This is a genomic window from Erythrobacter sp. S43, assembly GCF_057364955.1.
In genome coordinates this window covers 1,273,844-1,286,500 of sequence record NZ_CP200285.1, presented here as the reverse complement: position 1 = coordinate 1,286,500, position 12,657 = coordinate 1,273,844, and the positions used below count along the sequence as shown (strand labels likewise).

At 60.4% G+C, this 12,657-nt stretch carries 12 protein-coding genes; 5 read left to right on the top strand and 7 right to left on the bottom strand.

Annotation, left to right across the window (positions count from 1 at the left end; all coding sequences use genetic code 11):
• Window positions 1-3: 3 nt before the first annotated feature.
• Window positions 4-750, bottom strand: a complete 747-nt coding sequence (locus tag AC0V6K_RS06180) for an alpha/beta fold hydrolase (RefSeq protein ID WP_472625627.1) — start codon at window positions 748-750, stop codon at window positions 4-6.
• Window positions 751-826: 76 nt separating this feature from the next.
• On the opposite strand from AC0V6K_RS06180, the gene AC0V6K_RS06175 reads away from it, so the two are divergent.
• Complete coding sequence (locus AC0V6K_RS06175; RefSeq protein ID WP_472625625.1) at window positions 827-2,503, top strand: alkaline phosphatase D family protein; 1,677 nt, start codon at window positions 827-829, stop codon at window positions 2,501-2,503.
• Here AC0V6K_RS06175 and AC0V6K_RS06170 read toward each other — a convergent pair.
• The 3 genes from AC0V6K_RS06170 to AC0V6K_RS06160 are packed head-to-tail and all read right to left on the bottom strand — an operon-like array spanning window position 2,500 to window position 3,463.
• Window positions 2,500-2,691 carry a helix-turn-helix transcriptional regulator gene (locus tag AC0V6K_RS06170; protein ID WP_472625623.1) on the bottom strand — a complete coding sequence of 64 codons (192 nt, stop codon included), beginning with the start codon at window positions 2,689-2,691 and terminating at the stop codon, window positions 2,500-2,502. The two genes, AC0V6K_RS06175 and AC0V6K_RS06170, sit on opposite strands and share 4 nt — an antisense overlap.
• Window positions 2,688-3,290 carry a hypothetical protein gene (locus AC0V6K_RS06165; RefSeq protein ID WP_472625621.1) on the bottom strand — a complete coding sequence of 201 codons (603 nt, stop codon included), beginning with the start codon at window positions 3,288-3,290 and terminating at the stop codon, window positions 2,688-2,690. Before AC0V6K_RS06165 ends, AC0V6K_RS06170 begins: the two co-directional genes overlap by 4 nt.
• Window positions 3,287-3,463, bottom strand: a complete 177-nt coding sequence (locus AC0V6K_RS06160; protein ID WP_472625619.1) for a hypothetical protein — start codon at window positions 3,461-3,463, stop codon at window positions 3,287-3,289. The genes AC0V6K_RS06165 and AC0V6K_RS06160 overlap by 4 nt, the downstream gene beginning before the upstream one ends.
• Before the next feature lie 342 nt (window positions 3,464-3,805).
• Between AC0V6K_RS06160 and thrS the strand changes: the two genes are divergently transcribed.
• From thrS to AC0V6K_RS06145, 3 genes are read left to right on the top strand one after another with little or no spacing between them, the layout of a single operon-like run.
• The gene (thrS, locus tag AC0V6K_RS06155; protein ID WP_472626040.1) at window positions 3,806-5,821 is read left to right on the top strand and encodes a threonine--tRNA ligase; all 2,016 of its coding nucleotides are present in this window, start codon (window positions 3,806-3,808) and stop codon (window positions 5,819-5,821) included.
• Window positions 5,822-5,841: 20 nt separating this feature from the next.
• The gene (locus AC0V6K_RS06150; RefSeq protein ID WP_472625618.1) at window positions 5,842-6,192 is read left to right on the top strand and encodes a hypothetical protein; all 351 of its coding nucleotides are present in this window, start codon (window positions 5,842-5,844) and stop codon (window positions 6,190-6,192) included.
• The gene (locus tag AC0V6K_RS06145; protein WP_472625616.1) at window positions 6,192-6,938 is read left to right on the top strand and encodes a TSUP family transporter; all 747 of its coding nucleotides are present in this window, start codon (window positions 6,192-6,194) and stop codon (window positions 6,936-6,938) included. Before AC0V6K_RS06150 ends, AC0V6K_RS06145 begins: the two co-directional genes overlap by 1 nt.
• A 7-nt stretch (window positions 6,939-6,945) precedes the next feature.
• Here AC0V6K_RS06145 and AC0V6K_RS06140 read toward each other — a convergent pair whose 3' ends face one another.
• The 3 genes from AC0V6K_RS06140 to AC0V6K_RS06130 are packed head-to-tail and all read right to left on the bottom strand — an operon-like array spanning window position 6,946 to window position 9,824.
• A complete protein-coding gene (locus AC0V6K_RS06140; protein ID WP_472625614.1) occupies window positions 6,946-7,080 on the bottom strand; it encodes a hypothetical protein in 135 nt (44 codons plus the stop codon).
• Between the two features lie 35 nt (window positions 7,081-7,115).
• On the bottom strand, window positions 7,116-8,084 hold the full coding sequence (locus tag AC0V6K_RS06135; RefSeq protein ID WP_472625612.1) for an agmatine deiminase family protein: 969 nt from the start codon (window positions 8,082-8,084) through the stop codon (window positions 7,116-7,118).
• Window positions 8,085-8,123: 39 nt separating this feature from the next.
• Window positions 8,124-9,824 (bottom strand): M28 family metallopeptidase, encoded by a 1,701-nt coding sequence (locus AC0V6K_RS06130; RefSeq protein WP_472625610.1) that lies wholly within the window; start codon window positions 9,822-9,824, stop codon window positions 8,124-8,126.
• Between the two features lie 72 nt (window positions 9,825-9,896).
• On the opposite strand from AC0V6K_RS06130, the gene glnE reads away from it, so the two are divergent.
• On the top strand, window positions 9,897-12,650 hold the full coding sequence (glnE, locus tag AC0V6K_RS06125) for a bifunctional [glutamate--ammonia ligase]-adenylyl-L-tyrosine phosphorylase/[glutamate--ammonia-ligase] adenylyltransferase (RefSeq protein WP_472625609.1): 2,754 nt from the start codon (window positions 9,897-9,899) through the stop codon (window positions 12,648-12,650).
• Window positions 12,651-12,657 lie beyond the last annotated feature (7 nt).

Genomic DNA, 12,657 nt, shown 5'->3' with positions numbered 1-12,657 from the left:
GGGTCAGGGGGTGTCCATTGAATAAAAGCGATCCACTTCCGCCTTTAGCCGCACGATATCTGAATCGCGTGAAAGGCGGTGATCGCCGTCTTTGATAAAGGTCACTTGAACATTGTCCGAACGGAGCGCGGCGGCTAGCTTGAGGCTGATTTCCCACGGCACATCGTTATCGCGCTGACCGTGCAGCAATTGCACCGGACAGATTATCGGGATTTCAGCCGAGAGTTTCAGATTGCGCTCTGCATCTTCGAACAGTTCGGGATGAGTCGGCGTGGGATCAGGCCCATAGGGGTTGTCCTGATAAAAGGTCTCCCCGCCGGTCAGGATCGCGCGCTCCATGTCTGAGAAGCCCCAACGGGTGAAATCGGGCGCGGCGGCGATGCCGATCATGCCGGTCAGGCGATTCTCCAATGCCTCGCCCACCATCAGCATCAGCCAGCCGCCCATTGATGAGCCGACCAGCAAAACCGGCCCTTCGACATAGGCCTCGATCAAAGCCAGCACCTCGTCGCGCCATCGGCTTAGGGTTCCATCGGCGAAATCGCCGCTGCTTTCCCCGCAGCCCGAATAATCAAGGAGCAAACACGCGCGCCCTTTGGCCTGCGCCTCGGCAAACAAAGCGGTCGCCTTCCCGCCTGCCATGTCCGACATGTAACCGGGCAAGAACACCAGCGTAGGGCCGGTGCCGGTCACCATTCGGTAGGCGATGCGGCGCCCGTCGGGCATGTCATGAAACTTCAATTCACTCATGCCAGCGTTCATGCCTGTGCTAGGGGCAAGAGTGCAAGGGCCGAGATACATGGTCCGACCGGGAGAGAGCCACACCATGATCAAGAATGAACCGAGCGAGCTGCCGTCTCGTCCAACCCCTACACCCGCCTCTGCGATCTCGCGTCGCGGACTGTTCGGTTTGGCAGGAGCAAGCGCGGCAATGGCGGCGATCCCGCTTGGCGCGCAAGGTTTGAATAAGGGGTTCACCCATTGCGTCGCGAGCGGTGAACCCTCAGCGAACGGTGTTCTGCTTTGGACGCGCTATGTCGGCAATGCAGAGCGACTAGAGTGGATCATCTCTAAAAACGCGGATCTTTCAAAACCGGTGCGAGGCGGCTCGGCACCACTCGATCCTCAGCGCGATTATTGCCTCAAGGTCGATATCGCCGGGGGGCTCGATCCCGACACATGGTATTATTACCAGTTTATCGCGCCCGATGGCACCAAGTCGCCGATTGGCCGCACGCGCACGTTGCCAGAGGGCCCGACTGACCGTTTCAAGCTTGCGGTGTTCTCCTGCTCGAACTTCGGCTTCGGCTGGTTCAACGCTTATGGCCATGCCGCCAAAGCCGCCGATTGCGACCTCGCCGTGCACTTGGGCGATTACATCTATGAATATCCGGATGGTACATATCCCGGCGCAGGTGAGCGCAATATTGCTCGCGGCCTTGCGCCCAAGAACGAGATTGTGACGCTGTCCGATTACCGGCTGCGTTACGCCACCTATCGCAACGACCCTGACCTTCAGCGCATCCACCAGATCATGCCGATGATCGCGGTTTGGGACGATCACGAAAGCGCCAATGACAGTTGGAAAGACGGGGCGCAGAACCACCAAACTGCTGTTGAAGGCCGCTGGGATGATCGCAAGGCGATTGCAAAGCGGGTCTATCGCGAATGGATGCCAGTGGCAGACAAACCCTATTCCAAGTTCGAGATCGGTGATCTGGCGACAATCTTCCGGCTGGACACGCGGCTGGAGGGCCGCGACAAGCAATTCAACCTTGCGCGCGTTTTGGAAGGCAAGACCAAGCCTGAAGAGGCGATGGCAGCGCTAACCAGTTTCCGCGATGGCGCATGGGCGCGTGAGGGGCGCCAGTTGCTTGGCAAGGCACAAGAGGAATGGCTCTCTAATGGGCTTGCCGCTTCGCGCAAACGCGGTGCGACATGGCAGGTGCTGGCGCAGCAGGTGCTGATGGGCAATCTCAAAACGCCGCCAAACATTATCGACGCGCTGCCCGAGGGCCTGCCTGACTTTATCAAGCAACGCTTTACCGCCGCTGCTCTTGCAAGCGGAGCGGGACTGCCCGCCAATATGGATGCGTGGGACGGATATCCTGCCGCGCGCGCGCGGGCACTGAAGTCCGCGCTTGAGGCTGACGCCAACCTATTGGTCTTGGCGGGCGATACGCACAATGGCTGGGCATTCGAGTTGGATCATGAGGGCGCCAAGGCGGGTGTGGAGTTCGGCACACCCGGTGTCACGTCGCCAGGGTTGGAACGCTCGCTTGGCATGATCCCACCAGCTGACTTTGCGAATTCGGCAGTCGCTGCGAACGACCAGCTCAAATGGGCGGACACATCGCAGCGCGGCTATATGACGGTGGAATTGACCCCGACCAAAGCGACCACCGAATATCGCTTTGTGGCCGGGGTCAAAACACGTTCAACGCAATTGGCAGGAACGAAGAGTATCACCACGCAGGCGGGGTCTGGCGCGCTGGAGGTTTAGTCGCGGCTGAATATCTCTTCGATTGTCAGCTCGAACACATCGGCAATCCTGAACGCAAGCGGCAGGGACGGGTCATAGCGGCCCTTCTCGATCGCGTTCACGCTTTGGCGGCTGACTTCCAAGCGGTCGGCAAGATCCTGTTGAGACCAGTCGCGCTCCGCGCGCAGCACTTTGAGACGGTTGTTCACCGGATCTCTCCATAGGTGCCGTATTTGATTTTGTTGAACACCGCGCCGATGCCAAGGCCGAAGCACCAGATGGTTGGCCACCAGAATGCGGCAACAGGTTCCACGATCTTGTAGGTTTCGAGAAAGCCCCAGACTGCCGCGAGCGTGAAGGAGATCGCTGTCGCGATCAGACCCTGCCTGACATAGAGCATGCGGTAAAACTCGTCTTGCTCCTCGACAATCAGGCCGCCGAAAATCCAGACCACGCCAGCAAAAGAGAGGCCGGGAAGCAGCGCGATGAACACAGCGAGGGGTCCAGTCAGTCCGCGATCTTCGATCAGGTTCTCTGCCAGAAACAGCGTGAGCAGATAGAACGCCATCACCACTGCGATCCGTGCGAGGTAGCGTTGGCTTGCCTTACCCTTTGTCCGCCCGAGTGACTTCACAAACGCAAAGATCATCAGCGCCGTCGGAACAATCGCGAGGATATAGGCCGTGTTGATGCCAATCGCGTCCGACTTCCAAAGAAACATGACCATCAATGCGCTTAGCACCGATGATACGGCTGCGACCAAACACGCCCGGCTGAATTCTTCCGGCTTATCGGCTTTGGCGTTCACAGCGCGCACCCACGGCCGCAGCCGCCATCGGTTTTGATCGTCGCCCACGCGGCGCCCGATAGACCCAGAACCACGCTCGATGAGGCGGCGCTGCTGATGTCCATAGCGCTCATTACAAGAGCGGCGGCGATGATGATTCCTGCCCAGAGGAGGGCTTTGCTTGCGTTGCTCATGGTAAAGCTCCCTTTCAACTATGGAAAGCACACTTGTCATTGATTCGTGCGAATGTCAAGGGTGCTTTCCAAAAAGGAGCGTCAACTTTCCGATCGCCCTTTCAGTGGGTGACATTTGGGCCGCGTGGCCCTATCTGCCCGGCATGGCCATTCTGCTGACCACAACCACGACAACTACCACCTCGGATATCCGGGGGCGGTTGGTCGCGCGTTGATCGCAGCCATCGCCACCCGGTTTCGGGTGGCGCGGTGTCCTCCTGAAATCGGTAAAGCCTCAAACACCGCTCTTCCGGTGCGCGCCCGCATGTTCTAGGGCGCGCCAAACGTGATTTGGAATTGATGATGACCGAACTGCTCAAAATCAGCCTACCCGATGGATCCGTGCGCGAAATGGAAGCGGGCTCAACGCCGTATGACGTCGCTGCAGCCATCGGCCCGGGCCTCGCCAAAGCCGCGCTTGCGGCACGAGTGAATGGCGAAGTGCGCGACATAAATCGTCCCTTCGAAGGCGACGCGCAGCTGGCGCTGATCACCTCCAAAGACGAGGAAGATGCGCTCGAGCTTGCGCGGCACGACTACGCCCACGTCCTTGCCGAAGCGGTGCAGGCGGTGTTCCCTGGCACGCAGATCACGTTCGGTCCGGCCACCGATGACGGCTTCTACTATGATGTAATGGCTCCTGCGACACGCGGTCCATTCACCATGGAAGACCTGCCCGCCATCGAAGAGAAGATGCGCGAGATCATCAAAGCGGACAAACCGCTGCGCCGCGAAGTGTGGTCGCGCGAGGACTTGATCGCCAAATGGGAAGGCGAAGGCGAAGCGTTCAAAGCCGAATGGGCCAAAGAGCTGCCTGAGAACGAGGAACTGACAGTGTACTGGTCGGGTGACGACTGGCTCGACATGTGCCGCGGTCCGCACCTTGCCTCGACCGGCAAGCTCGATCCGACGGCGTTCAAGCTGATGCGCGTCGCCGGGGCCTACTGGCGCGGTGACCAACGCAACGCGCAGCTGACCCGCATTTATGGCACCGGTTGGCTCAACAAGAAGCAGCTGAACGCGCACCTTCACCGCCTCGAAGAAGCGGCCAAGCGCGACCACCGCAAGCTGGGCCGCGAAATGGATTTGTTCCACCTTCAGGAAGAGGCGCATGGCAGTGTCTTCTGGCACCCCAAGGGCTATCGCATCTGGCGCGAGCTGGAGGCCTATATGCGCCGCAAGATGGATGGCGGCGGATACCGCGAGATCAAGACGCCGCAGCTGATGGATGTGCGCCAATGGACCCAGTCGGGCCACTGGGGCAAATATGCCGAGAACATGTTCGCGGTGCCAGATATCGTGCCCGAAGTGGACGACACTGGCGCCGCGTCCGAGGCTCCGAAAGTCGCTGATGATGCCGATTGGATGGCGATCAAGCCGATGAACTGTCCGGCGCACGTGCTCGTGTTCAAGCAGGGCATCACTTCATATCGCGACCTGCCGATCCGGTTGGGCGAGATGGGTTGCTGCCACCGCAACGAGCCGCACGGCGCGCTGCACGGCCTAATGCGTGTGCGTCAGTTCACGCAGGACGACGCGCACATCTTCTGCACCGAAGAACAGGTGGTCGAGGAAGTGCGCAAGTTCTGTCGCCTTGCTGCAGACGTCTACGAAGATTTCGGGTTCAAGTTCTCGATCAAGCTCGCCCTGCGCCCCGAAAAACGGCTCGGCAGCGATTCTGATTGGGACAAAGCCGAACAAGAGCTTCGCGACGCTGTCGAAGAAGCGGGTATGATGAACGAAGAATTCGGCTGGGAAGAACTCCCGGGCGAAGGTGCATTCTATGCGCCCAAGCTCGAATGGCACCTGACCGATGCGATTGGTCGGACGTGGCAGGTCGGCACCATTCAGGGTGATCGTGTTCTGCCCGAACGGCTCGATGCAACCTATATTGGCGAGGATGGCGAGAAACACCGTCCGGTGATGCTTCACCGCGCAATCTTTGGTTCGTACGAGCGGTTTATTGGCATCCTGATCGAGCACTACGCCGGGCGTCTACCGGTGTGGCTCTCGCCAGTGCAGGCCGTGGTTGCTCCGATTGTCTCGGATGTCGATGGCTATGCTGAGGAAGTGCGCGGCAAGCTTGAGGCGGCGGGGCTTCGCGTGTCGAGTGACCTGCGCAACGAGAAGATCAACTATAAGATCCGCGAGCATTCGCTGGCGAAGGTCCCTCACATCCTTGTGGTTGGCAAACGCGAGGCCGAGGAAGGTGCAGTCGCGATCCGAACGCTGGGTGAGAAGGATCAGCAAGTGATGGGTCTTGATGAGGCCATCGCGATGCTGACCGGCGCGGCGACACCGCCCGATCTGCGCGGCTGAGAGCAGGTAGAGCAATCACTATGAAGCTGATGATCATCCTCTCACTGGCGGTGAACATCGTTGTACTGGTTCCGGTGAGTTATGGCATCGCGACTGGCGCGCCATGGGCCAACGATGCCTATGGCGCGGCGAGCCCTGCGCGCGGCATCGTGCTTGCGATGTACACCGCCATCCTGCTGGCTTCGATTGCGTTTCTGTTCAAGCCGGTTCCAGCGGCGGTGGCAGCTTTGCTGGCGATCCAGATCATCTATAAAGTGCTGACTCCTGTAACTGTCGGATCGCTTGCCAATCCGGTGGTGACCGCCAATCTCGCGATTGCTGCGCTCCACGCGGTGACGCTTGGCTTTATTCTGTTGCGTCCTTCCGCCTGATGGACCTCCTCGACAGCTACAGCTGGACGCAAGTTACCGTGGCCATCGCCGCGACTTTTGCGTCTGCTTTTGTGCGTGGCCTCGCAGGCTTCGGCATGGCGATCATTCTTGTGCCAGTTTTGGCGCTGGCGCTTACGCCTATCGAGGCAGTTCTGATCATCAACTTCCTAGCGCTGTTTATCGGCGCGAGCGAGTTGAAGATGTTTCTGACCCATGCGGAGAAGTCGGCGTGGATCATCGGCGGACTGGTGTTGCTGACCACCGCGCCGGGTCTGATCGTGCTGGCTGCGACGCCGCCTGATCTTGCTCGCCTTCTAATCGCATTGGTGGCGCTTTCGGCGTTTCTCCTGATCCTGTTGCCCACGCGCGAGGCGCATATGCCCGGGCCGGTCACCACCGGTGCAGCGGGCGTGGCCAGCGGATTGTTGACCGGTTTTGCGGGCATGCCCGGGCCGCCAGTTGTGCCGTATTATGTGGGCCGCCGGATCGCGCGTGAAATCGCCAAAGCTTCGATGCTTTTAATCTTCACCATCGCCGCCTTTGCGGGCCTTGCTTCAGGCTACGCTATTGGCGAGCTGGAATGGCGTCTGTTGTGGCTGGCGGTCTTGCTGTTCCCGGCGGTGCTGCTGGGCAATTGGCTCGGCGCAAAGGCGTTCGGCAAAGTCACCGACACGGTGTGGCGCAGCTTTGTCGCATTTGTACTCGCCGCTGCAGCGATTGCTGCGCTGGTGAAGCTGCTTCAGTAGTGGGTGGTTAGAGCGGGAGCGGCTGACCCGCGAGGATCAACGCTGCGCCGCAAGCAAGCACGATAGCTGAACGCGCCAGATCAACTCGCCGCTCCTGCGCGGCCTCATAGGCGCTTTTGGTCAGGGCAATAGCTTTGCTCATTCCCCTCTAATGAAGGGTAGAGTCCTAACGGGTCGTTAAACCTTCGGCATTTGCTGGCTGGCGCAGTGGAAGCCGCCGCCCCCAGCGAGCACGGCATCGCCGGGAAGGCCAATCGTATTGCGGTCGGGGAAGAGCGCGGCGATGGCCGCAACGCCTGCGTCGTCGTGCGGTGAGCCGAAGGTCGGAACGACTACGAGGTTTGTGGTGATGGCAAAGTTCACGTAGCTTGCGGGTTCGACATGCCCATCACGCTCGATCCGCCCCGGTGAGGGGATTCGGGCTACGTCTACGCCATATGCTTCGGCACGCCGTGTGGCATCATCGTAGATTTCAGCATTGGGGTCGTTAACGTCCTTTGCTGTGGGCACCACCAGCCGGTTCGCCCCGACAAAGCGCGCGAGGTTGTCGACATGGCCATCGGTGTGATCGTTGATCAATCCATCGCCGAGCCAAAGCACGCGGTCGAAGCCGAGAATGTGGTGCAGCTCAGCCTCAATCTCTTCGCGGCTCATGTGCGGATTGCGATTGGGATTGAGCAGGCATTGCTCGGTTGTCGCAACGAGGCCAGTGCCATCGCCATCGACCGCGCCGCCTTCAAGGATCATCGGTGAACTGGTGGTCTCTAAGCCTACATTACGTGCGAGCTCAGCGCCGATCATCTCGTCACCCGGCATCTCGTACTTGCCGCCCCAGCCATTGAAGCTGAACCGCCGTGCGGAGCCATCGGACATGACCAGCGGGCCTGTGTCGCGCAGCCAAATGTCGCCATAGACACGCCGCTCCAGCACGATGTTGTCGTTGACCAGTTCGCGTGCTCGCGCCTCGTTTGCTTCGTCACGAACGAGCAGCCGGACCTGCTGTCCGCTTTCGGCCACCGCATTGGCAAACGCGGCCATCTGCTCTTGTGCGGCCTCGAGAAAACCTGGCCATTCCTCGGCCAGATGCGGGAAACCGATCCAAAGCCAGTCCTGCGGTGCCCATTCGGGCGGCATAAGCACGGCCATGGATCCGTTATCCCGCTTCTTGAACGCCTTGAGTGGCGTTTAGCAGCCCTTATCCGCGGCGCCGCAACTCTCGTCGCGGATGGCGCGGAATTCGTCACCATCGTTCCAGTTCGGCCAGCTGCTGCTCATCGCCATCATGCGTCCGATGCGGTAGAACAGCTGCAAGTCACCCATCACGCCGGACCAGTCCCACTCTTCGTTGAACTCGTCCTTCGGGCCGTGATAGCGATTGAGGCGATAGTCGTCGGCGACCTTCTTACCCGCTTCGCGCCCGCCTTCGATCAGGTCTTCACCACCGTCGATGTAGAGCATTGGAACGCCCTGCTTGGCGAAGGCGAAGTGGTCGGAGCGATAGTAGTAGCCGGCTTCAGGATTCGGATTTGGCGTAGCGACGCGGCCATCAGCAACAAGTGCTGCATCCATAAACGCATCAAGCTGCGATTTGCCCGGGCCGACCACGGTCACATCCTTGGACGGACCAGCGACAAGGAACGCATCCATGTTGATCCCGCCAACGGTCTGGTCGAGCGGGAAAATCGGGTTCGAGGCATAGTAATACGCCCCAAGCAGACCAGACTCCTCGGCGGTTACCGCGAGGAACACGAGACTGCGTTTGGGCGCGCCCTTCTTCGCATGCGCTTCAGCCAAAGCCACCAATGCTGCGGTGCCGGTTGCGTTGTCGACTGCGCCGTTGCAGATATTGTCGCCATCAGGCGCTGGTTTGCACTCGCCAAGGTGATCCCAGTGAGCTGTGTGGATGATGTACTCATCCGGCTTTTCGCTGCCTTCGAGAATGCCGATCACGTTCTGTGATTTGAATGTGCGCATCGAGTTCTCAAAGCTGGTCGAAGCTTTGAGTCCCAGCTCCACCGCTTTGAAGTCTTCACTCTTAGCGGCTTCACTCAGCTCTCCAAGGTCCTGTCCGGCAGCACTCAGGATGGCTGCGGCCACATCCTTCTGCACCCAGCCATTCATCTGCGTCATCGGCGGAGCGTTGTCGCCGCGCGCGGCATAGGCCTGCGGGCCGCTCCATGAACTCTCAACGACGTTCCAGCCATAGCTCGCTGGATCGGTGTCGTGCACGACCAACGCGGCCGCTGCACCCTGACGGGCGGCTTCTTCGTACTTGTATGACCAGCGACCGTAATAGGTCATCGCTTTACCGTTGAACGGGCCTTCAAGGTTTTCATTCTGCCAATCGGGGTCATTGACGAGGATGACGACGGTCTTCCCCTTCACGTCGACGCCCTCGTAGTCGTTCCAGCCCTTTTCGGGCGCGTTAATGCCGTAGCCAACAAAAACCATTTCGCTGTCTTCGAGGCTGATCGACGCTTCCTCCTGATAGGTAACGCCGACCCATTCACCGCCGAAATCATAGGATAGATCGGTGTCTTCGCCCTTAATCGTCAGCGGCGCGAAGTTGCTTCCGTTGATCTCGACCAGAGGGACTTCCTGAACCCAGCTATCGCCATTGCCCGGTTTCAGGCCGGCTTTCTCGAACCGGTCAGTGAGCAGCGCGACAGTCAGCTCTTCTCCCTTTGTGCCTGGCATACGGCCGCCGAATTCGTCGGTCGAAAGTTCGCGGGTGATGTCCTTCATCGTGTCTTCGGACAATTCGCCCGCTTCAACTTCTGGAATGTCGAGCTCTGCGGTGGTGTCGCTGCCCGGCAGCGCGTCGCACGCCGTCATAGCGAGCGCGCCAACCATTGCGGCGCCAAGGCCGAATGCGCGTTTGATCATTGGTAAGTCCCTCTCGAAAATATGCTGCGCGCTTCTCTTGCAGAGCGGCGGGGGCGCTGCAAGAGAGATGGTATGGCGTTAACGGGAGCGACAGGTTGGGACGGCGCGCTGGAGCGGGCGAGGGCGCATGCGCCGTTCCTGTCACGCGCGCTCGATCGCCAGCCTGAGCTTGCTGCATTGCTGGCTGATAGTGATGTCGATGCTGCGCTTGAGTGGACACGAAAGCAAGCTGAGCATGACGACATCGGGGTTGCTTTACGACGCGAGCGATTGGCCCTCGCCACCACCGTGGCCATTGCCGACCTGGCGGGCGCATTTGGGCTCGAACGAGTTGTGGCGGAATTGACCGATTTTGCCGATCGCGCGCTCGACCGATCGATCCGCAAGGCCATCGAAGAGCGCACCGGCGAGGATGATCCGTCCGGTCTGATCGCACTCGCATTGGGCAAGCAAGGGGCAGGAGAGCTGAACTACTCCTCAGATATCGACCCCATCCTCCTTTATAATCCAGCCACATTAACCCGGCGCGAGAGCGATGATCCGGGCGATGTGGCGCAGCGCTACGCGCGGCGCGTGCTCAAGCTGCTGTCCGAAAACACGGGTGAAGGTTACGTGCTGCGCGTAGACCTGCGGCTGCGCCCGGCAAGCGAGATCAGTCCGTTGGTCGTGCCGTATGGATCGGCGCTAACCCATTATCAGGGCGCGGCGTTGGCTTGGGAACGTGCCGCATTCACCAGAGCCCGTGCAGCAGCAGGCGACATCAAAGCAGGTGAGGCTTTCCTTGATGCGATCCAGCCGTTTGTCTGGCGCCACGCGCTCGATTTCGGCGCTGTTGAGGAAATTCGCGAACTAACCCGCCGCATTCGCGCAAGCCATGATGGCCCAAAGGAGCCAGGCCCCGGCTTCGACGTCAAAAAAGGGCGCGGGGGCATCCGCGAGATCGAATTCTACGCGCAGACACACCAGCTCATCCATGGTGGGCGGGATCCGTCCTTGCGGGTACGCGGGACGCGCGCGGCTCTGGATGCGCTGGCACAGGCGGGGCTGATCGAGCGCGAGGCAGCACAGGTGCTGGGCGAAGGCTATGATCGCCTGCGCCAGATCGAGCACCGGTTGCAAATGGTCAACGACCGCCAGACTCATGCGCTGCCCGAAGGCGATCCGCTGGACAATGTCGCGTGGCTCGACGGGTTGGATGATGGCGCAGCTCTTGTGGCGGAGTTGACCGAACTCACCGCGCGCACCGGTGCGATATACGATGCGTTGATCGGCGAGACGACGCCCGCTCCCGCTCCCGCGCCAGAAGCAGTCGGACAAAAGGACTGGTTGGCTGAACTCGGCTTCGAAGAGCCCGAGCGTCTCGCCTCACGGATCAAGGGCTGGCGCGACGGGCGTTTTCAGGCGCTGCGTTCTCCACAGGCGCTCGAGGCGTTCGACCGAATGCTGCCCAAGTTGTTCGCCGCGATTGCCGCCAGCGACGATCCACCGCGAGCCATAACGCGGTGGGAGAGCATCCTTGAACGCGCGCCCTCAGCGATCACACTGTTCCGCCTGCTCGATGCGCGCCCGCGTCTGATGGGCCGATTGGTTGCCGCACTGACTCTCGCATCGGGTCTGTCTGACGAGCTGGCGCGCCGCCCGGAATTGCTCGATACGCTGGTTGACCGGAATGCGCGCGAACTGCCCGGATCAGTGGAGGACATCAAAGAGCGTATCACCCTCGCTGCCTCGCGCGATGACTACGAAGCGATGCTTGATGCGATCCGGTTGGTGACCGGGGAAATCCGTTTTGCGCTTGGTATCCAGCTGATCGAAGTGAACGAGGACCCGCTCGAAATCGCGCAAGCTTTGTCGCGTACCGCTGAGGCCGGATTGCAATTGGCTGCTGAACTGACCGTCGCTGAATTCGCTCAGGCGCACGGGACGATTCCCGAAAGCGAGCTGCTGGTTCTGGGACTGGGTAGGCTGGGCGGCGGGGCCCTGACCCATTCGTCCGATCTCGACATCATCTATCTGTTCACTGGTGACTATGCGGCAGAGTCCGATGGAGAAAGGCCGCTAAGCGCGACCCATTACTATAACCGCCTTGGCAGCCGCGTGACCGCTGCCTTGTCGGTGCCGACGGCTCAAGGGGCGCTTTATGAAGTCGATACGCGTTTGAGGCCGCAGGGCGCGCAAGGGCCGCTTGCGGTGGGTTGTGATGCCTTCGCCAAGTATCAGCGCGAGGCCGCGTGGACATGGGAGCACATGGCCCTTGCGCGTGCGCGCGTGCTTTATGGGTCGCCGAAGGGGCGCCAAACGCTCGACACCGTGATGGACGAGGTGCTCCAGGCCAAGCGTGACCACGCCGCGCTGCGCGATGATGTGCGCAGGATGCGCAGCGAAATGGCAAAGCACAAACATCCCTCCGGTCCGCTCGACGCAAAGCTGCATCGAGGCGCGCTAGTCGATTTGGAGTTCATTCTGCACTATCTGCAGCTCAAGGGACGCAAACCAGACGGTAGCGTGCTAGTCGACACCCACCCGCAAGCCTTCGCGCCCGATCTAGGCACAGCGATCGCCGCCATGATTGACGCAGATTTGCTGCCAGAGGCGATACTGCCTGCACATGACCTGATGGCACGGCTGTTGATCGCGAGCCGCCTTCTTGCACCCGGCGGAGCAGAGCCTCCTTCCAGCGCGGCGAAGGCGCTCGCCGGCGCGTGCCGTGCGGATAGCTACGAAGACCTCTTGCAAAAGTTTGGCCAAGCGCGCCAAAGCGTCGCCGAAGTTTGGAACGCGATCTTCGACGAAACGCTTACCCTAACAGACATTCCCGAATTCTGACTGGAGC